Annotated in this window: 22 protein-coding genes; 14 read left to right on the top strand and 8 right to left on the bottom strand. The window is 64.5% G+C overall.

Annotation, left to right across the window (positions count from 1 at the left end; translation table 11 throughout):
- Window positions 1-168: 168 nt before the first annotated feature.
- Both AAFG07_RS03625 and rocF read left to right on the top strand, forming a co-directional pair.
- Entirely contained in the window at window positions 169-987 is an 819-nt protein-coding gene (locus tag AAFG07_RS03625) for a thioesterase family protein (RefSeq protein WP_342726057.1), read from the top strand.
- A 202-nt stretch (window positions 988-1,189) separates the two neighbouring features.
- On the top strand, window positions 1,190-2,167 hold the full coding sequence (gene rocF / locus AAFG07_RS03620; protein ID WP_342726056.1) for an arginase: 978 nt from the start codon (window positions 1,190-1,192) through the stop codon (window positions 2,165-2,167).
- A gap of 145 nt (window positions 2,168-2,312) precedes the next feature.
- Here rocF and AAFG07_RS03615 read toward each other — a convergent pair whose 3' ends face one another.
- The 3 genes from AAFG07_RS03615 to AAFG07_RS03605 all read right to left on the bottom strand — a co-directional run bounded on the left by AAFG07_RS03615 (window position 2,313) and on the right by AAFG07_RS03605 (window position 6,542).
- Window positions 2,313-3,137: an IS5 family transposase gene (locus tag AAFG07_RS03615; RefSeq protein ID WP_342722065.1), complete on the bottom strand. Its 825-nt coding sequence runs from the start codon at window positions 3,135-3,137 to the stop codon at window positions 2,313-2,315.
- A 183-nt stretch (window positions 3,138-3,320) separates the two neighbouring features.
- Complete coding sequence (locus AAFG07_RS03610; protein ID WP_342726055.1) at window positions 3,321-4,937, bottom strand: phosphoenolpyruvate carboxykinase; 1,617 nt, start codon at window positions 4,935-4,937, stop codon at window positions 3,321-3,323.
- 870 nt (window positions 4,938-5,807) lie between these two features.
- A complete protein-coding gene (locus AAFG07_RS03605; RefSeq protein WP_342726054.1) occupies window positions 5,808-6,542 on the bottom strand; it encodes a DUF2470 domain-containing protein in 735 nt (244 codons plus the stop codon).
- 238 nt (window positions 6,543-6,780) lie between these two features.
- On the opposite strand from AAFG07_RS03605, the gene AAFG07_RS03600 reads away from it, so the two are divergent.
- From AAFG07_RS03600 to AAFG07_RS03580, 5 genes are all read left to right on the top strand, one after another.
- Window positions 6,781-7,482, top strand: coding sequence for a response regulator transcription factor (locus tag AAFG07_RS03600; protein ID WP_016843287.1), 702 nt, complete (start codon window positions 6,781-6,783; stop codon window positions 7,480-7,482).
- A gap of 110 nt (window positions 7,483-7,592) precedes the next feature.
- A complete protein-coding gene (locus AAFG07_RS03595) occupies window positions 7,593-9,401 on the top strand; it encodes a sensor histidine kinase (protein WP_342726053.1) in 1,809 nt (602 codons plus the stop codon).
- Entirely contained in the window at window positions 9,398-9,838 is a 441-nt protein-coding gene (locus AAFG07_RS03590) for an HPr kinase/phosphatase C-terminal domain-containing protein (RefSeq protein WP_342726052.1), read from the top strand. Before AAFG07_RS03595 ends, AAFG07_RS03590 begins: the two co-directional genes overlap by 4 nt.
- Window positions 9,839-10,052: 214 nt before the next feature.
- Window positions 10,053-10,454, top strand: a complete 402-nt coding sequence (locus tag AAFG07_RS03585) for a PTS sugar transporter subunit IIA (RefSeq protein ID WP_021076632.1) — start codon at window positions 10,053-10,055, stop codon at window positions 10,452-10,454.
- The gene (locus tag AAFG07_RS03580) at window positions 10,451-10,777 is read left to right on the top strand and encodes an HPr family phosphocarrier protein (protein WP_342726051.1); all 327 of its coding nucleotides are present in this window, start codon (window positions 10,451-10,453) and stop codon (window positions 10,775-10,777) included. Before AAFG07_RS03585 ends, AAFG07_RS03580 begins: the two co-directional genes overlap by 4 nt.
- Before the next feature lie 168 nt (window positions 10,778-10,945).
- On the opposite strand, the gene AAFG07_RS03575 is transcribed toward AAFG07_RS03580, so the two are convergent.
- The 3 genes from AAFG07_RS03575 to AAFG07_RS03565 form a co-directional block, all read right to left on the bottom strand.
- Window positions 10,946-12,559, bottom strand: a complete 1,614-nt coding sequence (locus tag AAFG07_RS03575; protein WP_342726050.1) for a glycosyltransferase family 39 protein — start codon at window positions 12,557-12,559, stop codon at window positions 10,946-10,948.
- Between the two features lie 174 nt (window positions 12,560-12,733).
- Window positions 12,734-13,501 (bottom strand): M15 family metallopeptidase, encoded by a 768-nt coding sequence (locus AAFG07_RS03570; protein WP_342726049.1) that lies wholly within the window; start codon window positions 13,499-13,501, stop codon window positions 12,734-12,736.
- Window positions 13,502-14,875 (bottom strand): YARHG domain-containing protein, encoded by a 1,374-nt coding sequence (locus AAFG07_RS03565; RefSeq protein WP_342726048.1) that lies wholly within the window; start codon window positions 14,873-14,875, stop codon window positions 13,502-13,504.
- A 161-nt stretch (window positions 14,876-15,036) separates the two neighbouring features.
- Between AAFG07_RS03565 and lepA the strand changes: the two genes are divergently transcribed.
- The 4 genes from lepA to AAFG07_RS03545 all read left to right on the top strand — a co-directional run bounded on the left by lepA (window position 15,037) and on the right by AAFG07_RS03545 (window position 20,293).
- Complete coding sequence (lepA, locus tag AAFG07_RS03560; protein ID WP_342726047.1) at window positions 15,037-16,848, top strand: translation elongation factor 4; 1,812 nt, start codon at window positions 15,037-15,039, stop codon at window positions 16,846-16,848.
- Window positions 16,849-17,049: 201 nt separating this feature from the next.
- A complete protein-coding gene (locus AAFG07_RS03555; protein ID WP_342726046.1) occupies window positions 17,050-17,382 on the top strand; it encodes a hypothetical protein in 333 nt (110 codons plus the stop codon).
- 365 nt (window positions 17,383-17,747) lie between these two features.
- The gene (locus tag AAFG07_RS03550; RefSeq protein WP_342726045.1) at window positions 17,748-18,974 is read left to right on the top strand and encodes an MFS transporter; all 1,227 of its coding nucleotides are present in this window, start codon (window positions 17,748-17,750) and stop codon (window positions 18,972-18,974) included.
- A 146-nt stretch (window positions 18,975-19,120) separates the two neighbouring features.
- Window positions 19,121-20,293, top strand: a complete 1,173-nt coding sequence (locus AAFG07_RS03545) for an acyl-CoA dehydrogenase family protein (protein WP_342726044.1) — start codon at window positions 19,121-19,123, stop codon at window positions 20,291-20,293.
- A 57-nt stretch (window positions 20,294-20,350) separates the two neighbouring features.
- Here AAFG07_RS03545 and AAFG07_RS03540 read toward each other — a convergent pair whose 3' ends face one another.
- Window positions 20,351-20,875, bottom strand: coding sequence for a DUF2867 domain-containing protein (locus tag AAFG07_RS03540; protein ID WP_342726043.1), 525 nt, complete (start codon window positions 20,873-20,875; stop codon window positions 20,351-20,353).
- Between the two features lie 388 nt (window positions 20,876-21,263).
- Window positions 21,264-21,695, bottom strand: a complete 432-nt coding sequence (locus AAFG07_RS03535; protein WP_342726042.1) for a helix-turn-helix domain-containing protein — start codon at window positions 21,693-21,695, stop codon at window positions 21,264-21,266.
- Window positions 21,696-21,743: 48 nt separating this feature from the next.
- On the opposite strand from AAFG07_RS03535, the gene AAFG07_RS03530 reads away from it, so the two are divergent.
- Genes AAFG07_RS03530 through AAFG07_RS03520 form a run of 3 tightly spaced genes read left to right on the top strand, consistent with a single transcriptional unit; the run spans window position 21,744 to window position 22,661 of the window.
- Window positions 21,744-22,130 carry a mercuric transporter MerT family protein gene (locus AAFG07_RS03530; protein ID WP_342726041.1) on the top strand — a complete coding sequence of 129 codons (387 nt, stop codon included), beginning with the start codon at window positions 21,744-21,746 and terminating at the stop codon, window positions 22,128-22,130.
- A gap of 14 nt (window positions 22,131-22,144) precedes the next feature.
- Window positions 22,145-22,432, top strand: coding sequence for a mercury resistance system periplasmic binding protein MerP (merP, locus tag AAFG07_RS03525; protein WP_342726040.1), 288 nt, complete (start codon window positions 22,145-22,147; stop codon window positions 22,430-22,432).
- A 4-nt stretch (window positions 22,433-22,436) separates the two neighbouring features.
- On the top strand, window positions 22,437-22,661 hold the full coding sequence (locus AAFG07_RS03520) for a GDCCVxC domain-containing (seleno)protein (RefSeq protein WP_342726039.1): 225 nt from the start codon (window positions 22,437-22,439) through the stop codon (window positions 22,659-22,661).
- The last annotated feature ends 341 nt before the right edge of the window (window positions 22,662-23,002 follow it).

Genomic DNA, 23,002 nt, shown 5'->3' with positions numbered 1-23,002 from the left:
TTACGTCCGACATCATTGAATTCCGCGCGCTGGCCCGCGATATTGCCAGTGAACCTCACGCAGTCATTGCGAGCGAAGCGAAGCAATCCATCGCGCCGCACATGCCGATGGATGGATTGCTTCGTCGCTTCGCTCCTCGCAATGACGAGCAAGTATTCAAGGTAATTCATGCTCACCAAGGCTCCGCACCTTTTCGATGAAGCCACCGCTGTGACCGCCGGCGACAGCCGCTGGCAGGGACGGACCAGCCCGGATTACTGGGCCTTCGTCGGCCCGTTCGGCGGCTGCACGGCCGCGACGATCCTGCGCGCCCTGATGCAGCATCCGCAGCGCGCCGGCGATCCGCTGGCGCTGACGGTCAATTACTGTGCGCCGGTCGCCGAGGGCATGTTCGATCTCGATGTCCGCCTGGTCAGAGCCAACCGATCGAGCCAGCACTGGTCGATCGAGATGACGCAAGGCGGCGGCGAGGTCACGACCTTGGCGACCGCGGTGTTCGCCGAGCGCCGCCCGTCGTGGTCGCACCAGCCCGCCGAGTTTCCCGGCGCGGTGCCGTTCGAAGAGCTGCGGCCCTATCCGAAGCTCGCGATGACCTGGGCCAACCAGTATGATTTCCGCTTCGCCGAGGGCGAACCGAAGCTCGGCGGCGATGGCGCCAAGCAGCCGTCGAGCCCCTATTCAAAACTCTGGATCGCCGACCGCGTGCCGCGCAAGCTCGATGCGCTGTCGCTGATGTCGATGTCGGACGCGTTCTTCGGCCGCGTGTTCCACGCGCGGCACGAGCTGGTGCCGTTCGGCACGGTGTCGCTGACGACCTATTTCCACGTCGATGCCGCCGACATGGATGCGGAGGACACCACCCGCGTGCTCGCCACCGCCGACGCCAAGACCTTCCATAAGAGCTACGGCGACCAGCACGGCGAATTGTGGTCGCCGTCCGGCCGCCTGCTCGCCACCACCACGCAGATCGCTTATTTCAAGGCTTGAACTGGCGATGCGAACGCGGTGCGCCCCCTCTCCCGCTTGCGGGAGAGGCGAAGCGAGTCTGCGGCCCGACTTGTTCAACCAAAAATCATCCTCGGCGCAACTCAACTATCCACATGGCCGGATTGGACCGGGTTGCCTATTTCAAGGGTTGAGGGAACATTGGCGCGTCGCTTCTGTTCCACGCCTTTGGGAGCCTTGCCGCATGTCCGAAGCCGACAATTCCAGACCCTCGCGCATCGCTTTGCTTGGCGTTCCCATCGAGATCGGCGCGTCGCAGCCCGGCCCGCTGATGGGCCCGGACGCGCTGCGCACCGCGGGCATCGCGCGCCTGCTCGAGCAGCTCGACTTCCGGGTTGACGACCACGGCAACCTTGCGATCCCGGCCGTGGTCGCCGACGGCCCGGCGCCGGCGAACACCAAATTCTATGACGAGGTGAAGACCTGGACCCGCGCCCTCGCCGAGCGCGCCTACTGGCTGGCGCATTCCGGCGCGATCCCGATCTTCATGGGCGGCGATCACTCATTGTCGATGGGATCGATCAACGGCGTCGCACGCTACTGGCAGGAGAAGGGCCGGCCGCTGTTCGCGCTGTGGGTCGACGCGCATGCCGACTACAACACGCCGGCCACCACCATCACCGGCAACATGCACGGCATGTCGGCGGCCTTCCTGTGTGGCGAGCCCGGCCTCGACGACCTGCTCGGCGGGCTGCCGCGCGTCTCGATCCCGCCGGATCAGCTCGACCTGATCGGCACGCGCTCGGTCGATCCGCTGGAGCGCAAGCTGCTGCGGCAGCGCAACGTCTCGATCGCGGACATGCGCCAGATCGACGAGTTCGGCGTCGCCGTGCTCACCCGCCGCGTCATCGAGCGCGTCAGGGCCAAGAACGGCGTGCTGCATGTCTCGTTCGACGTCGACTTCCTCGATCCGGAAGTCGCGCCCGGGGTCGGCACCACCGTGCCGGGCGGCGCGACTTACCGGGAAGCCCATCTCATCATGGAGCTGCTGCACGATTCCGGACTGGTGCGCTCGCTCGATATCGTCGAGCTCAATCCGTTCCTCGACGAGCGCGGCCGCACGGCGCGCGTCGCGGTCGAATTGATCGGCAGCCTGTTCGGCCTGCAGATCACCGATCGGCAGACACCGAGCAACGCCGTGCTGCCGGAGATGGGTGAGTAATCCGCGGAGGAGTCCAATCCCGTCATCCTGAGGAGCGCCGCAGGCGCGTCTCGAAGGATGCACGGCCCGGCTGGTGCCCGTCGACCCTTCGAGACGCGCGCGCTGCGCGCTCCTCAGAGTCTGACTCCAAATGAGCTGAGTATTTTCAGGGCGTAGCGAGGCGTCGGGTCAAGAGTCTGAGATGGGCTACGAGGAGCCAGGCGACCTCAGTTGAGGCGGAGCCCTCGAAATCTCTGGAGAGGCGGCGACACCTGCCGAACCACGCGAAGGTGCGCTCGACGACCCAGCGTCGTGGTAAGAGCTGGAAGCCTTTGACCCCAGGCGGCCGCTGAACGATCTCAATGGTCCATGGCCCGCAATGGGAGAGCGCGCCAACAAGCTGCTTTCCGCGATAAACCCGGTCAGCAAAGACATGACGCAGCTTCGGAAAGCGCTCTCGCACGCGCTCCAGTAAGGGGACTGCACCATGCACGTCCTGAACATTGGCTGGGTGAACGTGGACGGCCAGCAAGAGACCGTTGGTATCGGTGACGATGTGCCGCTTACGTCCGTTAACACGTTTGCCCGGATCGAAGCCGCGCGGGCCGCCGGCTTGTGTCGTCGAAGCGCTCTGACTGTCGATGACGGCCGCCGTCGGTGTCGGCTTGCGGCCGAGTTTGCGCCGTGCCTGTCGGACCAGAGCCTTCACGATCCTGTGCCATCGGCGAGTATCGCGCCAAGTATAGAAATAACCTTGCACCGTCGAGTACGGCGGGAACTCCCGCGGCAGAGCGCGCCATTGGCAGCCGGTGGACAGAATGAACAAAATGGCCTCGACCACCTTGCGCAGATCAACCTTCCGCGGGCGGCCCAATCGACGCCGACCCGGCAACTTCCTGGCTATCAGACGCCACTCCGCGTCGGTCATGTCGCTTGCATAGCGCAGTCCGTTCCGCAGATACTGAGCACGAGTGATTTTGGTCCATGGCATGGTGCACTCCCTCGAATCTTTGCAAATCCGAAGGAATCACAGCCGACTGAAATCACTCACTGCTTTTTCGGTCAGGCTCTCAGGGTGACGGAGCAGAGGCGCGCGGATGGAGGAAGCGAGACTGCAACAAAAAAGGCGGCCACGAGGGCCGCCTTTTCAAATCGCGAGATCAGCGCGAGCGGTTTACTCCGCCGCGAGCTTCACTTCCGGCGCGGCGGCGCGGACTTCGGCGTCGACCTGCGCTTCGAACTTGGCAAAGTTCTTCTGGAACATGCCGACCAGCGCACGCGCGGTCTTGTCGAACTCGGCCTTGTCGGCCCAGGTCTTGATCGGATCGAGGATGTGCGGCTCGACGCCCGGCAGCGAGGTCGGCACCGCGAAGCCGAAATACCTGTCGGTGCGGAAGTCGGCGTTGCGGAGCGAGCCGTTCAGCGCCGCGGTGAGCAGTGCGCGCGTCACCTTGATCGGCATGCGGCGGCCGGTGCCGTACTTGCCGCCGGTCCAGCCGGTGTTGACCAGCCAGCAATCGACATTGTGCTTGGCGATCAGCTCGCGCAGCATGTTGCCGTAGACCGACGGATCGCGCGGCAGGAACGGCGAACCGAAGCAGGTCGAGAATTCCGGCTGCGGCTCGTTGCCGAGACCACGCTCGGTGCCGGCGACCTTGGCGGTGTAGCCGGACAGGAAGTGATACATCGCCTGTGCCGGCGTCAGCTTGGCGATCGGCGGCATCACGCCGAAGGCGTCGGCGGCGAGCATCACCACGTTCTTCGGGTGCGGCGCGCAGCCGGTGCGCGAAGCGTTCGGAATGAAATCGAGCGGATAGGCCGAGCGGGTGTTCTCGGTCTTCGAGCCGTCGTCGAAATCGGGCACGCGATCATTGGCGCCGAGCACGACGTTTTCCAGCACCGCGCCAAAGCGCTTGCTGGCGGCATAGATTTCCGGCTCGGCTTCGCCCGACAGCTTGATGCACTTAGCGTAGCAGCCGCCTTCGAAATTGAAGACGCCGTCCTCGCTCCAGCCATGCTCGTCATCGCCGATCAGCGTGCGCTTGGGATCGGCCGAGAGCGTGGTCTTGCCGGTGCCGGACAGCCCGAAGAAGATCGCGGTGTCGCCATCTGGGCCGACATTGGCCGAGCAGTGCATCGGCATCACGCCCTTCTCGGGCAGGTAATAGTTCAGCGTGGTGAACACGCTCTTCTTCATCTCGCCGGCATATTGCGAGCCGCCGATCAGGACGATCTTGCGGGCGAAATCGATCGCGACGACGTTCTCCGACTTGCAGCCGTGACGTTTTGGATCGGCGCGGAAGCTCGGCAGATCGATGATCGTAAGTTCGGGCACGAAGCTCGCGAGCTCCGACGTCTCGGGGCGAATGAGCAGCGTGCGGATGAACAGCGAGTGCCAGGCAAGCTCGGTGAAGACGCGCGTCTTGATGCGATGCTTCGGATCGGCGCCGCCATAGAGGTCTTGCGCAAACAGCGTCATGCCTTCGGCATGCTTGAGGAAGTCGGCATGGAGCGTCGCGAACTGCTCCGAGGTGATCGACTGGTTGCCGGCCCACCACATGTTCTTGTCGGTGAGATCATCGCGGACCGTGAACTTGTCCTTCGGGCTGCGGCCGGTGAACACGCCGGTGTCCGCGCAAAGCGCGCCATCGGCCGAGAGCACCGCTTCGCCTGATCGCAACGAGTGCTCGTAGAGCTGCGGCGCGCCATAGTTCCAATGCACGCCCTTGAGATTTTTTAAGCCGAATTTGTCGGCGCCGAAGGCACCGTTATGCACGCCCGTCTCTTGCACGAAGAACCTCCTCGAACCCGCGTATCCTTGTTCGCGCGAACATCGCTAGTCGCGCTCCGCCGCGGTGACCGTCATCAGAATATAGCCTCTCGGCCCCGGTCCGGCGACCTAATAGTGGGGATCGCCGAGCTTGCCAAGCCAGTCGAATGGCTTTTGGTTGATTCCAAGGCGGGCACATCATCGGGCGCAAATACCGCAGCGCGAAACGCTTTCGCTTTCTCGTTGTTTTCGCGGCGATCGGGCGACGTTTCGTGGCCTTTCCCGCTGCGAGCAAGGCGTTGCAATGCACAAAGAGTGCCAGCGACTGGCGCGTATCCGCGCCGAACAACGCAGCAGGCAGGGAGAATGCCGGGTATGCATTTCGCGCTGAGGATGTGTCGTTGCGATGGACCGCCGCGAGTTGACGCTGCGTTGCAGTGCCAGGCATGTCGTCCACGATCGTGTTGCACGCGGATAGCACCACTGGGTCGGCATTGAGCTGCATTCGGCCGAGCTCAATCCGCCGTCGTCGAAGCTGGATGACTACAATGCCCGGCAGCAGCGAATGTTCCGCAACACGGGCTGCGTTCAGCGGCAACAGCATCACTGATCGTAGCGATCGATGGTAACGCAATCACCGCGTTGCACATGCACGTCGCCGGTTGAAGCTCGCGATCCCTGCGATTTTTCGGAGCAGCAGCGTCAGGAATTCTCGCAACCCGCATCGCGCCCATCGGAGATCATATCGGCGCCGGCACGAAATGATCGCGCTGTCAGAGGCGCTACACCCGGCCTCGGCAAACACGCGCGGAGCCGCACCGTGCGACACCATGCCTCGTCACGCCAGCACCGCCGTTCGGGGTGAGCAGGTCGTGCTCCCTATCCCTCCCTCTATCCTTTGGCGCGCGCCTCGCCGGCGAGCCGCACCAACATCTTGCGCAGTTCGGTGCCGTTGCTGACCCGCTCGGGGAAATCGAGCCGCAGCGTGTCGCGGCCAGCCTGCATGTCCATGCCGTCGGGGTCGCAGCCGGTGCACAGCCAGTCGGCACTGTCCGCGCCGAGCAGCCGCGTGGCGTAGAGGTCCATGGCCTCGCGGTGATCCTCGTTCATATGCACCACCGCGCCCGGCTCGGCCTCCAGCAGCGCTTCGGCACCACCGAGGTCGGTCAGAAACTGCGCGGGCTTGAGGTCGACGATCCGGCCGAACCCGGCGACCAGATGGGCGCCGCCCGGCCGGATCACGAAAAACGAGAAATCCTTAAATTCTACAAAGGCTTCCGCCGACGGATGAGCGCCAAGGTAGCGCCGGCGGACGAGCTCCCGCTCGGCCTCCGCGACCTCCTCCGCTCGGCCGGCCAGCATGATCCGGGCGCCCTCCAGCGGGTCGCCCTCGGCGCGCTCGTCCAGCATCAGCGACACCCGGTCGTCGGCCAGGATATTCCTGGTATGCAGCGCCAGCCGGGAAATCAGCAGGATCGGCGAGCCGTCGGGGTGGCTGGCCAGGTTGACCAGCGAGCAATAGGGGTCGCCGGAGCCGGTCATCAGCGTGGCGAGCGCGCCCTGGCGGCTGCGGCGGAGCAGCGAGCGGGCAAGGTGGGCGGGGTCGAAGTCGGCGGTCGGTTGCATGGGCCTATCAGGTCATTTTGGAGGCGAATCGGGCCGGTTCCCGTTGAAAAAAGGGCCTTTTCTCACGGTCTCAGGGTGCTATATGGGGGTCCAACGCGTGGGTCGCAGAGCGTTTTGCGGAACTCGGTCACACTTCAGCCCAGCTTGCATTGCTCGTTGACCGCGTTCGAAGCCCATATTCTACGGCGAGTCGCCAGAGTGCCCGCCGTCTAAACCACTCTCATTGTGAAAGCAGCTCATGCCCACAATCGCCTTGGTCGACGACGACCGCAACATTCTCACGTCGGTCTCGATCGCGCTCGAAGCCGAAGGCTATCGCATCATGACCTACACGGACGGTGCGTCGGCGCTGGATGGGTTTCGCACGTCACCGCCCGATCTTGCGATCCTCGATATCAAGATGCCGCGCATGGACGGCATGGAAACGCTGCGCCGGCTGCGCCAGAAGTCCGACCTGCCGGTGATCTTCCTCACCTCGAAGGATGAAGAGATCGACGAATTGTTCGGCTTGAAAATGGGCGCCGACGATTTTATCCGCAAGCCGTTCTCCCAGCGCCTGCTGGTGGAACGCGTCAAGGCCGTGCTCCGCCGCGGCCAGCCGAAGGATCCGACCGCGGCACCGAAGGAGCCGGATGCCCGCGCGCTCGACCGCGGCCTGCTGCGGATGGATCCGGAGCGCCACACCTGCACCTGGAAGAACGAGCCGGTGACGCTCACCGTGACCGAATTCCTGATCCTGCAGGCGCTCGCCACCCGCCCCGGCGTCGTGAAGAGCCGCAATGCGCTGATGGACGCGGCCTATGACGACCAGGTCTATGTCGACGACCGTACCATCGACAGCCACATCAAGCGGCTGCGCAAGAAGTTCAAGGTGGTCGACGACGATTTCGAGATGATCGAGACGCTGTACGGCGTCGGCTATCGCTTCAAGGAAGCCTGATCTGCGCTTCCCGGGCGGCTTGTTAACTGACAGGCCCCGCACGGCTGGGGTAAGCTCGGGCGACTGTCTGCTTCGCGGGACGACATCCATACCAACCGGCAGCTTTGCCAGTGCTTGATCGAACGCAGCTCGAGCAGGGACTGAACACCGAGGACGCGTCACAGCTCCTCGATCAAGAGGCCGTGGCCGACGAATTGGCGCAGGACAAGGGCTGGCGCCGCCCGCTCGGCTGGGTGCGCCGCGCCGGTCAATTCTTCTTCGCGCTGTCGTTCTCGAGCCTGACCCGCCGCATCGTCTCGCTCAACCTCGCCGGCCTCGTCGCGCTGGTCGCCAGCATCCTCTATCTCTCGCAGTTCCGCGCCGGCCTGATCGAGGCGCGCACGCAGAGCCTTTTGGTCTATGCCGAGATCATCTCGGAGGCGATCGCGGCGTCTGCGACCGTCGAAGGCAACACCGTCACCATCGATCCCGACCGGCTGCTCGACCTCAAGCCCGGCGAGAGTTTTGGCCAGCCGGATGAATCTGCTGACTTCCCGATCAATCCCGAGCGCGTCGCGCCGACCCTGCGCCGCCTGATCGCGCCGACCAAGACGCGGGCCCGCATCTTCGACCGCGATGGCGGCCTGATCCTCGACAGCCGCAACCTGTTCGCGCGCGGCGACGTGCTGCGGATGGAGCTGCCGCCGCCGTCGGAGAAGCCGTCGCTGTATGAGAAGACCAAGGCCACGATCAAGACCTGGCTCAACCGCGGCGACCTGCCGATCTACCGCGAGCTCGGCCCCGAAGGCGGCAAGGGCTATTCCGAAGTCGCGCAATCGCTCGAGGGCATGAAGGGCAGCGCGGTGCGCGTCACCGATCGCGGCGCGATCATCGTCTCGGTTGCCGTTCCGGTGCAGCATTTCCGCGCCGTGCGCGGCGCATTGATGCTGACCACCCAAGGCGACGACATCGACCAGCTGGTGATGTCCGAGCGCCTCGCCATCCTCAAGATCGGCGGGGTCGCATCCGCCGTCATGATCATGCTGTCGCTGCTGCTGGCGAGCACGATCGCGGGCCCGGTGCGGCGGCTCGCGGAAAGCGCCGAGCGCGTCCGTCACCGCATCCAGACCCGCGTCGAGATTCCCGACTTCACCGGACGCCGCGACGAGATCGGCCATCTTTCCGGCGCGCTGCGCGACATGACCAACGCGCTCTACAGCCGCATCGAGGCGATCGAGATGTTCGCCGCCGATGTCGCCCATGAGCTGAAGAACCCGCTGACCTCGCTGCGCTCGGCGGTCGAGACGCTGCCTTTGGCGCGCAACGAGAACAGCCGCGCGCGGCTGCTCGCGGTGATCGAGCATGACGTCAAGCGGCTCGACCGCCTGATCTCCGACATCTCCGACGCGAGCCGGCTCGACGCCGAATTGCAGCGCCAGGACATGGCGCCGGTCGATCTGCGCCGGCTGCTGACCACGTTGACCAGCGTCGCCAACGAAACCCGGCTCGGCCACGACGTCGCCGTCGAAGCCCGCTTCGAGGGCCGCGGACCGACCGACACGCTCTCGGTGCCCGGCCATGATTCCCGGCTCGGCCAGGTGGTCTCGAATCTGCTGTCGAACGCGCAATCGTTCTCCAAGCCGGGCGACAAGGTGCGCATCATCTGCCGCCGCACCCGCGGCGAGGTCGAGATCGTGGTCGACGATGACGGGCCCGGCATCGGCGAGGACGCGCTGGAGCGGATCTTCGAGCGCTTCTACACCGACCGCCCGCACCAGGGCTTTGGCCAGAACTCCGGCCTCGGGCTTTCGATCTCCAAGCAGATCATCGAGGCGCATGGCGGACGCATCTGGGCCGAGAACCGCGCGGGCCCTGCGGACGAAGACGGCAAGCCCACCGTCGCCGGCGCTCGTTTCGTGGTCAGGCTGCCGACACTATGAGCGACAATTCAAGCGTGCACGCATCCGCCGTTCTGGTCGGCGAGCGTGCGGTGCTGATCCGCGGCCCGTCGGGCGCCGGCAAGTCGCGTCTGGCCTTCGATCTGATTCTCGCCGGGCGCACCGGAGCGCTTCCGCCGGTCATTTTAGTGGGGGATGACCGTGTCCATCTCGACACAGCCGGCGAACAATTGTGGGTTCGCCCGGCACAGCAATTGGCCGGTCTGATCGAGATCCGAGGCCTCGGAATCCGCCATTGTCCGTTCGCAGGCGAGGCCGTGGTCGGCCTGATCGTCGACCTCGCCGCTGACGATGCCGAGCGGCTGCCGCCGCCCGAGGCACTCAAGATCTGCTTAAATGGTGTTTCAATACCGCGAATTCCCGTGCCGGCCGGCTTCCAACCCCTGCCGCTGGTTGTCGCTGCGCTGACGACAACCTGAAAGTTCATGTTCCCGTAATCTTGCGGCCAATTGTGAGAAGGGAATTGGTAACCATATCACATCCACTATCGCGTCGGATTTTGCCGGCGCAGCCTCCCCTCTCTACCGCCAGGAACCGGGAGACTAGCCAAGATGCCCTCTTGCGCAGGGCCTCTGGATGGTCAAAGTGGCGCGTTCGTGCGGTGCACCAAAGGGCGCCCGCGAGGAGTTTCCGATGATTGGTCTAGTGCTGGTGACCCATGGGCGCCTTGCTGACGAGTTCAGAGCCGCGCTCGAACACGTCATGGGTCCGCAGAAACAAATTGAAGCGATTACGATCGGGGCCGAGGACGATTCCGACCTCTGTCGAAGCGACATCATCGAGGCGGTGAATCGCGTCGATAGCGGCGACGGCGTTGCGATCCTCACCGACATGTTTGGCGGCACGCCGTCGAACCTGGCGATCTCCTGCATGAGCCGCCCGAAGGTGGAAGTGCTCGCGGGCATCAATCTTCCCATGCTGGTCAAGCTCGCCAAGGTTCGCGAGGAGCGCTCGCTGCCCGACGCGATCGCGATGGCGCAGGAAGCCGGCCGCAAATACGTCACCATCGCCAGCCGCGTTCTCGCAGGCAAATGAGCGGCGAGGCCCCGGGCGAAAACCATGTCGGCCCGGGCGTGCCAGCGGGCGCCGTCTCGCGTGAACTCCTGATCGTCAACAAGCGCGGCCTGCATGCGCGGGCATCGGCCAAGTTCGTCCAGCTGGTCGAGCGCTTCAACGCCGAGATCTGGGTGACGCGCGGCGGCGAAACCGTCGGCGGCACCTCGATCATGGGCTTGATGATGCTGGCCGCAGGGCCCGGCACCACGGTCGTGGTCTCCGCGAAAGGCGACGAGGCGCAGCAGGCGCTGGACGCCATCGCCGAGCTCGTCGCCAGCAAGTTCAACGAAGAAGGCACGTAAGCGCCCGCCTCGCGCGCTGTGCCAGGCGAAAGCCTCTCCCGTCATCCTGAGGTGCGAGCGGAGCGAGCCTCGAAGGATGCACGGCCCCGCCGGTGGCCGATTCATCCTTCGAGGCTCGCAAGAGCTCGCACCTCAGGATGACGGAACGGGCACTATACCCGGAAATGGCTACTTCGCTGGCGGCACCAGATAGACCTTCCACACCGTCGATGGACCGGGATGGCCGTTGAAGAAGCGCATGGTGTTCATCACCAGCGGCTCGGCATCCTTGGCATGCTCCGCCATCCACGCCTCGCATGGCTGCAGGAACACCGGATCGGTGGTGTCGCAGACGCCGATGAAGCCGAGGCGCTTAGCTTCGTCGAGCGACGTCAGCCCCGACGACCATGCTTCGCCCGGCACCAGCGAGGCCGGATGATCCGGACTGTAGAACGTCATTGGCTCGCCGATGTCCGAGCGTGCGACGACCACCGCCCAGCGCGAATGGAATCTGTCCTGCCAGGTCTGGGTCAGCTCGCGCGCCAATTCGGAGCGCGCGGCGTAGGTCGAGCCGCCGATATGGTTGGAGGCGATCTCCTGCGTGGCGATGCTGGGCGCGGCGATCAGCGTCGCGATCGTGGCCACGAACCACACCGCAATGATCGAGAACAGCGCCATGCGGGAGAAACGCAGCGAGGGGATCGCAACCAGCGCAAGCGGCACCAGGAAGAACAGCGGGATGCCCCAATCGGTCTTGATGTAGACGGTGAATGCCAGTGCGCCGAGCGGCGGCCCGATCGCGACGATCAGCTGGATGATCCAGATGTTGAGCGCCTGCGGAAGGTTGACGGCCGGATTGGGTCCGCGCGACCAGATCCGCGCCAGCACGTCCGATGGCCGCCATGGCACCGACCCCAGCAGCAGCGCGACAAGGCCCAGCACGGTCGGAATCGCGAGCAGGCCGAGATTGTGCACGATGTAGCCGATCACGAGCTGGACGTTGAGCTCGCGGCTCGACAGCGCGTAGACGTCGCCGGCATAGGTGAACGGCACGAAGTTCACCTCCTCCAGCCACACCAGATGCGGGATCATCGTCACGACCATCGTGCCGATCGCAACCCATGGCGCCGGCGAGCGCAGGAATTGCATCCTCTGCGGATGGATCAGCGCGGCAAGCCCGACGGCGCCGATCATCGTCACCACCCAGTATTTGGTCATCAGCGCCAGCATGCCGGCAAAGCCGAGCCAGAGCCCCGATTTGAAGCTGCGCTTCTCGAACGCGTTCAGATAGGCCAGCACCAGCAGCGGCAACGGCACCAGCTGCGCGAGGTCGGCGTTGTACTTGAAGCCCTTGAAATTGAAGATCGGGTAGAGCGCGAGCATCACCACCATGAAGAACGCACGGCGGCGATCGACGACGCGCAGCGCGATCAGCCAGCACATCACCAGCGCGAAGCTGACGGTTGCCATCGCGAGCGCGTAGGTCGACCAGTTGGTGACGGGGAAGATCCTGAACCAGACCCCGGCGATCCAGCCCGACAGCGGCGGATGCTTGCCATAGCCGAGCAGGAAGCGCTGGCCCCAGGCATAGGCCTCCGCGACATCCATATGGACGTCCTGCGCAGCCTTCAGCTTGACCAGGATCAGCGTCCACAGCACCGCGTGAACCAATGCGAAGCCGATCACGAGCCACAGGCTGGTCTTGGGATCGGTGGCGCGCGAGGCAATCCAGGCGGCGATCCGCCGGATCGTCAGTCTGCGGGTGGTTCGCCTTGCGGCAGGGAGAGCAGTGGCGGTCGACATGGCCTGTGCCTGAGGCATGACCCGGAAACGTGGAAAGCGGTTTCCCGGAACGATCATGCCGAATGGAAGCGGAAGGAGCGATGAGTGATTGCTCACCAGCATTTCATCGCGCTTTAGCGCGTTTTTGTGGCCAGTGTAATCAGCTTGGCGTGAGAACGCCTCCAAGGAGCCGGTTCAGTTTCCGAGAAGCTCCGGCCGATACTCGAAATGCATGGTATCGTAGTGGTACCACTTGCCGCCCCAGATGAAGCCATGACGCTCGAAAATGTCGACGATCTCGCGCGGCATCCGGTTCTTGTAGGGGATGGTTTTGCTTTTACCTGCCCACAGCCAGTAATCCGAGACCTTCAGGTTGAGGTCGATGGCGGCCGCATAGCCATGCATGCTCATCCGCCCGGTATCGGCGACGGCGCGACAAGATAGCACACCGGCGATCGGGAAGGCCGCGGCGCGCAGCGCCGGATCGAGCGCGTCGATCTCGGCGGAGACCTGCTTGAGACGCTCGGCGACGCCATTGACCCGCGTGACCTGAACCGGCTTGCCCCAAGACCGCGGCAGCCAGGTGATCGTCACCAGGTTCCGCCGGACCTCCGCCGTGTTGCAGTCGCCATACATCTTCGTGAAGAAGGCCTCATTGCGGAAACGGCCGGGATCGACGTTCGGGGCCGGCGGCGCCGATGGCCCGGACGGATAGGGCTGCCGCATCTGGTCGAGGATCGAGGCATTGCGCAGCAGCTGATCGAACGGCTTGCCGGAGACGCCGTCGTCGACCGGCATCACCGTGCCGTCGCGCCAGGTGATCGTGGTGTCGTCATGGGCGGACAGCGCATCGGGATAGGCGCGCACCAGGCGGTCGAGCAGTTCGCTGTTGCTCTGCGCGTGTGCGAGCGGCGGCAGCAGCGCCAGCAGAGCAACGATGCAGGCCGTGCCGCGCGCGGTCATTCAGCGCTTTCCGGCCTGATCGATCAGCGCGACATTGGCCTCCTCGATCGCGTTCAGCTTCGGATTCCAGCTGTTCGGCACATACCAGGGGAAGCGGGCGAAATACGCCTTGAGATCGGCGGAATCGAAATAGCGTCCCCTGCGAGCGAAGATCTCGTTGCGCGCGATCCGCAGCTCGTCCCGCGACAGCCGCCTCAGATCGGCCGGCGTCAGCAGGCGCCGGTCGGAATCCGGGAAGATGAAACCGCTCGGCGCAGTGCCGCTACCGGATTCGAAGCGATCGATCAGCGCGACATTCGCGCTCTCGATCGCATTGAGCGGCGGATCCCATGAGCGGGGCACGTACCATGCGAACCTGCTGAACCGCGCGGTCAGGTCGGGCGCGTTGAAATAGCGCCCGCGCCGCGCGAAGATTTCATTGCGCGCGATCCGCAGATCGTCCTTGCTGAGCAGCCTGAGATCGCTTTCCGACAGCAGGCGGCTGTCGGAATCCGGGATGATGAAATCCGATTGCGTGCGCACCACCGGCGGTGCCGATGACGGCACGTTTTGCGGCGGCAGGCTTTGCGGTGGCGGGATCACCGTCGCCGGCGGATCGGCGGTCGCGACTTGCGCCGGTGTGTTACCGGCAAAATAGAACGAGCCGTCGATCGGCGAGGTGGAGACCCAGGGCTGCTGCGCGCTGCCGGTCGCGCGCTTGACGATGAGGCCGACCTGATTGAACGCCTGCAGCACGTCGAGCCCGGGCTTCTGCATGGTGTCGACGAGCGCGCGCGTGTAGGGGCTGTGGCCATCATCGCCGTCGAGCGCGACGTTGCCCGGCTGGGTCGCGTAGGACAGCAGCGTGCCCTCCGGCGCGCGGATCTGGGCGAGGCCCCCATCGGCAGCGCGCAAGCCGCGCCCGCCGAACGGATTGTTCCGGCAGGCGTCCAGGATGACGATGTTGAGCCGCGTGCCCGCGCCTTCCATCTGCCGCAGCACCAGGCCGACATCGACCATCTGGAAATCGACATCGGCCTCGCGCACAGGATTCGCCGAGACCGGCACCAGATAATTCGTTCCACGCACCTGGATGCCATGACCGGCGTAATAGAACAGCGCGACGTCAGCGCCCATCAGCTGGCTGCCGAAGCGCTGGATCGCGGCATCGAAGCCAGCCTTGTCCAGATCGACCTGGGCCTGCCCGCCGACCAGCGCAAAGCCCAGCCGCTGCAAGGTGCCAGCCACGAGCTGCGCATCGTCCTTCGGATTCTGCAACCGCGACACGTTCTGATAGGTCGAATTGCCGACCACCAGCGCGACGCGCTTGTCGGCGGCCGCCGGCGCTGCGAACAACATGGCGAGCAATCCGGCGGCGAGAAGGGTCCAGCGCATCGTCAGATCCACGGTTTTGGGCCGAAACACCTAGCAGAAACATGCCCGGAAATCGATCACGGCAGATCTGACTGAAACACGGCCGTGATTCGCCGTCACATCCCTGCAAAATACCGCAATATGGTTGCCCGCGCTGGGGTGCGGATGCTATCCCGCGCCCCATGACAACTGCCCCGATTTCGAACATCCGCAACTTCTCCATCGTCGCCCATATCGACCATGGCAAATCGACCCTTGCCGACCGCCTGATCCAGATGACGGGCGGCCTGTCGGATCGCGAAATGGCGGGCAAGGAGCAGGTGCTCGATTCGATGGATATCGAGCGCGAGCGCGGCATCACCATCAAGGCGCAGACCGTCCGGCTGAACTACCGCGCCAAGGACGGCAAGGATTACATCTTCAATTTGATGGACACGCCCGGCCATGTCGACTTCGCCTACGAGGTCTCGCGGTCGCTGGCGGCCTGCGAGGGTTCCCTGCTCGTGGTCGACGCCAGCCAGGGCGTCGAGGCGCAGACGCTCGCCAACGTCTACCATGCGCTCGACGCCGGTCACGAGATCGTGCCGGTCCTGAACAAGGTCGACCTGCCCGCGGCCGAGCCCGAGAAGGTCAAGCAGCAGATCGAGGACGTGATCGGCATCGACGCCTCCGACGCCGTGATGATCTCGGCCAAGACCGGCCTCGGCGTGCCCGATGTGCTGGAGGCCGTCGTCACCCGCCTGCCGCCGCCGAAGGGCGACCGCGACGCGACCTTGAAGGCGCTGCTGGTCGACAGCTGGTACGACGTCTATCTCGGCGTGGTCGTCCTGATCCGCGTCGTCGACGGCGTGATGAAGAAGGGCAGCCGCATCCGCATGATGGGCACCGGCGCGGCCTACGACATCGAGCGCGTCGGCTTCTTCACGCCGAAAATGACGCAGGTCGACGAGCTCGGTCCCGGCGAGATCGGCTTCATCACCGCGGCGATCAAGGAAGTCGCCGACACGCGCGTGGGCGACACCATCACCGACGACAAGAAGCCCGTCACCGAAATGCTGCCGGGCTTCAAGCCGGCGATCCCGGTGGTGTTCTGCGGCCTGTTCCCGGTCGACGCCGACGATTTCGAGACGCTGCGCGCGGCGATGGGCAAGCTCAGGCTGAACGACGCCAGCTTCTCCTTCGAGATGGAAACCTCGGCCGCGCTCGGCTTCGGCTTCCGCTGCGGCTTCCTCGGTCTCCTGCATCTCGAGATCATCCAGGAGCGGCTGTCGCGCGAGTTCGACCTTAACCTGATCGCGACCGCGCCGAGCGTCATCTACAAGATGAAGCTGACCGACGGCACCGAGCTCGAGATCCACAACCCGGTCGACATGCCCGACGTGGTCAAGATCGCCGAGATCGAGGAGCCGTGGATCGAGGCCACCATCCTCACCCCGGACGAATATCTCGGCAGCGTGCTGAAGCTGTGCCAGGACCGCCGCGGCGCGCAGAAGGAGCTCACTTATGTCGGCTCCCGCGCGATGGTGAAATACGACCTGCCGCTCAACGAGGTGGTGTTCGATTTCTACGATCGGCTGAAGTCGGTGTCCAAGGGCTACGCCTCGTTCGACTATCATCTGACCGACTACAAGCCGGCCGACCTGGTCAAGATGCAGATCCTGGTCAACGCCGAGCCGGTCGACGCGCTGTCGATGCTGGTGCATCGGACCCGCGCCGAGGGCCGCGGCCGCGCCATGGTCGAGAAGATGAAGGAACTGATCCCGCCGCACATGTTCCAGATCCCGATCCAGGCGGCGATCGGCGGCAAGGTGATTGCGCGCGAAACCGTGCGCGCGCTGCGCAAGGACGTCACCGCGAAGTGCTACGGCGGCGACATCACGCGCAAGCGCAAGCTTCTGGAGAAGCAGAAGGAAGGCAAGAAGAAGATGCGGCAGTTCGGCAAGGTCGACATCCCGCAGGAAGCCTTCATTGCCGCGCTCAAGGTGGATAGCTGAGGCGCCGTCTCGAACTGCCGCCGGCTTGCCGACAAGCACGCCGGTCCCGCTCTGGGTGAAAATCTCGAAAACAACCCCATGCACAGTAGCCGGATAGCTGACACGCTGTCGCAGGCACGCTTGTTGCCCATTCTTGTCCCAGCAACAAAACGCACCATGATTTGAATCGCCACGACGCGGCGGCCCGACTAAGCTTCGATCATGTTGCGCATCCTGTCATTCTCGATCGTCATCCTCGCACTGCTGCAGCCGGATCTGAGCTCGGCCGCCTCCTCGAAGAAGCGGCAGACCGCCCGCTGGCATGGCTATGGCTTCCTGCCCGGCTACCGGCAGCCGCCCAACGAGACCATTCCGGTGCTCGGCCCGCGCGGCGCCGCCCGCGGCTATCCGGACTTTTCGCCGGAATATTACTATGGCGGGGATTGGCACTATTTCGGCCGCCCCGGCTTCCACGGCGGCGGGCGCTACAATGGCGGCAGCTACGGTCCGTGCTGGAGCTGGACGCCGATCGGCCGGGCCTGGAACTGCGGGTAGAGCGTGATGAGATCAGGTTTGGGCTGGAGCGGCGTCGGAGGCTCACCTCTCCCTTGGGAGAGGTCGGCGCGGAGCGCCGGGTGAGGGCTTACGGTCCCTCGTGAGAGCTGCGGCCCCTCACTCGATTTGCTGCACAAATCGACCTCTCCCCATCGGGGAGAGGTGGACCAACCCCGGGGCCAAATCGATTCAACCTCACTTCACCCCGCTCTAGCCGCGCGTCGCTGCGACATCTTGCGCATGCAACGCACGATCCGCTGATCCCGGAATAAGAGGCATGTTGCCCGTCATATTGCCCCCGGACCTCGGATAGGTCACCATCCTCCCTGCGCGCACCACAATAAACAACAGCGCCGGGGAAACGCATGAGCAAGGACGCTCGGTTCGACTATGGCTGGGTCGTCGTCGGCGCGGGCGCGCTGATGACCTGCGTCGGCTTCGGCACCATGCTGTCGCTCGCGGTGTTCCTGCAGCCGATCTCGGATGCGATGGGCTGGTCGCGCGCCGGCGTCTCGGCGGCGGCGACGCTGGATTTCCTCTGCATGGGTTTTGCAGCGTTCGCCTGGGGCGCGCTGTCCGACCGCTTCGGCACCCGCATCGTGGTGCTGGCCGGCAGCCTGCTGCTCGGGCTTGGCCTCGTGACGGCAAGCCAGGCGCAGAGCCTGTGGCAATTCCAGCTCTGCTTCGGCGTGCTGATCGGGATCGCCGCCGGCAGCTTCTATGCGCCGATGATGGCGCTTGCGAGCGCCTGGATCGACAAGCATCGCAGCCTCGCCGTCGCACTGGTGTCGGCAGGCATGGGTGTATCGCCGGTGACGGTCGCACCGTCCGCCAGCTGGCTGATCACGGCCTATGACTGGCGCTTCGCGATGCTCGTGATCGGCATCGCTGCATGGGCGCTGCTGATCCCCGCATCATTCCTGGTGCGCCCGGCACCGCAGGGATCGAACGTCGCGATCGCAACGGCTGGCAATGCGCCGCAAGCGGAATGGACCGTGGCGCAGGCGCTGCGCACGCCGCAATTCATCACGCTGGCACTGGCCCATTTCGCCTGCTGCGCGGCGCATTCGGGCCCGATCTTTCACATGGTGTCCTACGCCATGGTGTGCGGCATCGCGCCGCTCACCGCGGTCACGGTCTACAGCCTCGCCGGCTTCTCCGGGCTCGGCGGACGGCTGCTGCTCGGCGTGCTGGCCGACCGGCTCGGCGCCAAGCCGGTTCTGGTCGGCGGCCTGCTGGTGCAGGCGCTGTCGATCGCGACCTATCTTGCGGTGGCGCAGCTCGGCGAGTTCTACGCGCTGTCGGTGGTGTTCGGCCTCGCCTATGGCGGCGTGATGCCGCTCTATGCGGTGCTGGTGCGCGAGTTCTTCGGCGCGCGCATCATGGGCACAGTGTTCGGCGCGGTGTCGGCTTTCGCGAGCCTCGGCATGGCGCTCGGGCCGTGGGCCGGCGGTTACGTGTTCGACACGTTCCATGGCTACACGTGGCTGCACGCCGGTTCCTTTGCGATCGGCCTTGCCGCGGTCGCGGTGGCGCTGAGCTTCTCCACCAAGCGCCAGCCGTCGCTCGATCTCGGCCGCGCCGCCGCCTGAGCGCGGATGCGTGCGTCGATCGCGCGCGCGGCCGCGATGGATAGCTGATCTGCGCCGGCGCCGCCCCGCCTTGCCCTCCTTTGCCGGATGGGCCACCATTGCCTCAACCCGCCCAACAAGAACGTCGGAAGGGGCCGAGGACACGCATGAACAAGCCGCAGGGAGTAGACCTTGTCGAGCGGGCGCGCGCGCTGGCGCCGCTGATATCAAGCGAAGCCGACGAGATCGAACGGACGCGGCGGCTGACGCCTTCCGTCACCGCGGCCCTGGTCGAGAATGGGCTCTATCGCGCGCTGCTGCCGAAGCGTTTCGGCGGCGCCGAGGCGACGCTGGATGCCTTCATGCAGATGCAGGAGGAGATCGCCAAGGCCGACGCATCGACCGCCTGGTGCCTCGGCCAGTGCAGCGTCTGCGCCATGACCGCGGCCTATCTTGAGCCCGACGCCGCCAATGAAATCTTCAACACCGCGCCCGGCATTCTGGCCTGGGGCGCGATCGCCCATGAGGTGCGCGCCGAGCCCGGCGGCTACCGCGCCAGTGCGCGCTGGGACTTTGCCTCGGGCTCGTGGCAGGCGAGCTGGCTCGGTGCCCACGTTCGCGTCGTCGAGGCCGACGGCTCACCGCGCAAGAAGGCCGACGGCTCGCCGGAAATCCGCACCATCCTGTTCCCGGTGTCGCAGGCTGTGATGTACGACGTCTGGGACGTCATCGGCCTGAAGGGCACCGGCACCGATTCCTATTCGGTCGACAACCTCTTCATCCCGGAAAAATTCGCCGCGCTGCGCGACGATCCCGCCGCGTGCCGCGAGGGCGGTCCGCTCTACAAGCTCTCCACCAACATGGTGTTCAGCATGGGCTTTGCCGCCACCGCGCTCGGCGTCGCGCGCGCCATGCTGGATGCGGCGACCGAGCTCGCCCGCGGCAAGACCCCGCAGGGCCTCAAGGCGATGCGCGACAACAACGCCGTGCAGGGCCAGATCGGCCGCACCGAGGCGAGCCTGCGCGCCGCGCGCGCCTATCTGTACGCGACGGCGCACGACGTCTGGAGCGATCTCGCCCGCGGCGATCCGATCAGCGAGGCGCATCGCATCGCGATCCGCATCGCCGCGACCTGGACCATCCACCAGTCGGCCGCCGTGGTCGACATCGCCTATCACATGTCGGGGGCAACGGCGGTGTTCGCGAAGAATCCGTTCGAGCGGCGGTTTCGCGACATGCACGCGATCGCGCAGCAGATCCAGGCCCGCGACACCCAGTATGAAGATGCGGGGAAGGCGATCCTGGCGGGCAATCTCTCCGCGCCGCCGACCGCCCGCTGAAACGTGATGAAGTCAGATTGAACGAGGGCGTGCACTCATCAATCCGCCGTGTCGACTCTACTGCAGTTGTGTTTGTGCACAGCGCGCCAGGTTGGCCCTGACCACGAGGTGATGAAAAGGCCTGATCGCGTTGAGATAGGTGAAGCCCAAGGCATTGTGGGTATGCACGACGGTTGTCGCGATGAGCAACGTGCCTGTTGGAGAATGGCGTCGGAGCAGAGATAGCCGGAAGTCCAGGTGTCGGTCATCGGTACCGAGCACGATTTCGTCCTTGCCCTCCCAGTGCACCGGGAAGAAGTCCACCCGTTCATGGCTGTCCGGGGCCGTCCTGACCGTATCGGAGGTTTTGATGCCAAAGGGCGTAACCATGGCGTCGCGCAGCGCGATCAACGCCTTTTGCCACGCGGGTGGATTGACGAGTGTCCGCGTCGCCAGCTCGCGCATGCTCGACTGTTCCGATGCACTCAAGTCAATGCTGTAGCTATCGAGCAAACTGGCGTTCTCGTACCAGCTCGCAACGACACTTTCCGACGGCGGCGTCGTCCGGCGTACCTGCGGTTTGCGGTCTAAACCCATGCTCATGACGATGTCACCTATTCAAGGGGCCAACAGGAAGAGCCATTGTCAGTTTTAGACGCGAGTAACTTCCCTGTGCTGAACTCGCAACTCGTCGCTGGTTTGCAGGTCTTCAATTCTACGGTGACCGGCGCGGGGTCTCAAGGCCGATCTACGCGTCAAAGCATTGATCCCACGAACGATAGAGCGGTCAATGTTCGAGGCTTATTCACACTCAAACCGCGAGGGACTGATTGCTTCTAGTTGCATTGAGAGGGAAGTCCGCGTTGGGTCAAAAGCCGTCGATCGCGACCGAACCCAGGGACGTCCGGTTCACGTCGGAGAGCCGACGTTCTCGAAGGTCATTCAGGCCGCCAGCTATGGGCCGACAACCGACATGCATCGGATATATGGCCTAGCCTTCCCGACCGGCATCCAGAATATCGAGCACCGGGCAATCGGGTGTAGCGCCTTCAGAGCATCGAGCGACCGTTTCCGCCAAGATAGCTTCGAGCTTGACGAGGTCGGAGAGCTTACTCCGAACGCTCGCCAGATGAGCGCTCGCTATCTTGTGCACGTCGGCGCACGATGCACGTTCTGGACCTCCCAAGGCCAGCAGGGCTCGAATTTCCTCAAGCGTGAAGCCGAGGTCACGGGAGCGCCGGATGAACGCCAACGACCGCTTTTCGGTTGGCCCATAGACCCGCCGCCCGCTTGCGGTGCGTGGGGGCGGCGGCAGCATTTTGATGCGCTCGTAATAGCGGATGGTCTCGATGTTCACGCCGCTATGCTTGGACAACTCACCGATTGAGATGTTTTCGGCTCCCGAAGACGTGATGGTCCGCATGAAATCGTCCTTGATCCTGTAGTCGCTACAGGATGTACGGTTTAGCCCATGACAATCAATCAAGCTGATCACATTGGCGACAACCGGCGGCGGCAAGGTCTCATAGCGGCAGGTGGGCTGCTCGGGGCGCTCGCGGCCTCGTCCTGTTGCATCTTGCCCCTGGTGCTGTTCGGCCTTGGGGTCAGTGGGGCATGGATCGGGAATTTCACCCAGCTTGCAGCCTATCAGCCATACTTCATCACCGCGACGCTTGCGCTCCTCGGATATGGCTATTGGCTAGTTTACCGCGCATCAACGCGCGCCTGCGCTGACGGTGAGGCCTGCGCACGCCCGCTGCCGAGCCGCATCGTCAAGACAAGCCTCGTCCTCGCAACGATCCTCGTCGTCGCCGCGCTCGGCCTCGACTTCATCGCGCCGCTTTTTCTCAACTCGTAACCGGAGATTTTCCCATGAACAGGCAACCCCTCGCCGCCGCAGCATTCGCCCTCGGTATCATCGCGTCGTCTCCAGCCATGGCAGCAGAGAAAACCCTTACATTGGCTGTAAAGAACATGGATTGCGCGGCCTGTCCTTCGATCGTCAAAGGCAGTCTGGAAGCCGTCCCCGGCGTTGCGAAAGTAGCGGTGTCCTACAAGGACAAGACGGCAACGGTGATCTATGACGACGCCAAAGCTGATGTGAGCCAACTTACCTCGGCGACCACGAAGGCGGGTTATCCGTCCGCACCCAAGAGCTGATCCGATGCTACTTCAATCGACCATCACCTGTCCGCACTGTGCCACCGCCAAAGCCGAGACCATGCCAACCGACGCCTGTCAGTTCTTCTACGAATGCACCGGCTGCGGAACAAAGCTAAAGCCCAAGGCGGGCGATTGCTGCGTGTTCTGCTCCTACGGCTCCGCGCCCTGTCCGCCAATCCAGGCAGTCCGTTCTGGCGAGCCGGGGGCCGCCTCCTGCTGCACCTGAACCGGCGACGACCAACGTGCCAACCCAAACCTCCCGCGACTGGCTTGGCGGCGTTTACACCAGCTCGCTGGCGTGGTGGATCCCCAAAACAGCTATTTTTGCCAGTCTATTTGTCTCCGTATCTTTTCGCACCGTAGTCTGGATCGTCGCCCTCGTCTGGATGGGCACGGCATGCTTGTTGAATGCGAAGCGCTGTAGTCGCACGCACTGCCGATACACTGGACCTTTTTATCTTGCGATGACCGTACCCGTTGTCGCGTTGGGCACTGGGGTCGTTGCCGCGGGGATTTACGATTGGATCTGCTTGGGCGTATTCGCTGTCGGCGGCAGCGGGCTCATAT

The sequence above is a fragment of the Bradyrhizobium sp. B097 genome, assembly GCF_038957035.1.
Classification (GTDB): domain Bacteria; phylum Pseudomonadota; class Alphaproteobacteria; order Rhizobiales; family Xanthobacteraceae; genus Bradyrhizobium.
This window is presented reverse-complemented; position numbering and strand designations above follow the sequence as displayed.

Excerpts from the sequence above, each read along its gene's own strand:
- AAFG07_RS03600 (WP_016843287.1), top strand. The coding sequence starts at position 6,781 with ATGCCCACAATCGCCTTGGTCGACGACGACCGCAACATTCTCACGTCG.
- AAFG07_RS03580 (WP_342726051.1), top strand. The coding sequence starts at position 10,451 with ATGAGCGGCGAGGCCCCGGGCGAAAACCATGTCGGCCCGGGCGTGCCA.
- AAFG07_RS03520 (WP_342726039.1), top strand. The coding sequence starts at position 22,437 with ATGCTACTTCAATCGACCATCACCTGTCCGCACTGTGCCACCGCCAAA.
- AAFG07_RS03570 (WP_342726049.1), bottom strand. The coding sequence starts at position 13,501 with ATGACCGCGCGCGGCACGGCCTGCATCGTTGCTCTGCTGGCGCTGCTG.
- AAFG07_RS03535 (WP_342726042.1), bottom strand. The coding sequence starts at position 21,695 with ATGCGGACCATCACGTCTTCGGGAGCCGAAAACATCTCAATCGGTGAG.
- AAFG07_RS03530 (WP_342726041.1), top strand. The coding sequence starts at position 21,744 with ATGACAATCAATCAAGCTGATCACATTGGCGACAACCGGCGGCGGCAA.
- AAFG07_RS03550 (WP_342726045.1), top strand. The coding sequence starts at position 17,748 with ATGAGCAAGGACGCTCGGTTCGACTATGGCTGGGTCGTCGTCGGCGCG.
- rocF (WP_342726056.1), top strand. The coding sequence starts at position 1,190 with ATGTCCGAAGCCGACAATTCCAGACCCTCGCGCATCGCTTTGCTTGGC.
- AAFG07_RS03625 (WP_342726057.1), top strand. The coding sequence starts at position 169 with ATGCTCACCAAGGCTCCGCACCTTTTCGATGAAGCCACCGCTGTGACC.
- AAFG07_RS03615 (WP_342722065.1), bottom strand. The coding sequence starts at position 3,137 with ATGCCATGGACCAAAATCACTCGTGCTCAGTATCTGCGGAACGGACTG.
- AAFG07_RS03540 (WP_342726043.1), bottom strand. The coding sequence starts at position 20,875 with ATGAGCATGGGTTTAGACCGCAAACCGCAGGTACGCCGGACGACGCCG.
- AAFG07_RS03565 (WP_342726048.1), bottom strand. The coding sequence starts at position 14,875 with ATGCGCTGGACCCTTCTCGCCGCCGGATTGCTCGCCATGTTGTTCGCA.
- AAFG07_RS03590 (WP_342726052.1), top strand. The coding sequence starts at position 9,398 with ATGAGCGACAATTCAAGCGTGCACGCATCCGCCGTTCTGGTCGGCGAG.
- lepA (WP_342726047.1), top strand. The coding sequence starts at position 15,037 with ATGACAACTGCCCCGATTTCGAACATCCGCAACTTCTCCATCGTCGCC.
- AAFG07_RS03555 (WP_342726046.1), top strand. The coding sequence starts at position 17,050 with ATGTTGCGCATCCTGTCATTCTCGATCGTCATCCTCGCACTGCTGCAG.
- AAFG07_RS03545 (WP_342726044.1), top strand. The coding sequence starts at position 19,121 with ATGAACAAGCCGCAGGGAGTAGACCTTGTCGAGCGGGCGCGCGCGCTG.
- AAFG07_RS03575 (WP_342726050.1), bottom strand. The coding sequence starts at position 12,559 with ATGTCGACCGCCACTGCTCTCCCTGCCGCAAGGCGAACCACCCGCAGA.
- AAFG07_RS03585 (WP_021076632.1), top strand. The coding sequence starts at position 10,053 with ATGATTGGTCTAGTGCTGGTGACCCATGGGCGCCTTGCTGACGAGTTC.
- AAFG07_RS03605 (WP_342726054.1), bottom strand. The coding sequence starts at position 6,542 with ATGCAACCGACCGCCGACTTCGACCCCGCCCACCTTGCCCGCTCGCTG.
- merP (WP_342726040.1), top strand. The coding sequence starts at position 22,145 with ATGAACAGGCAACCCCTCGCCGCCGCAGCATTCGCCCTCGGTATCATC.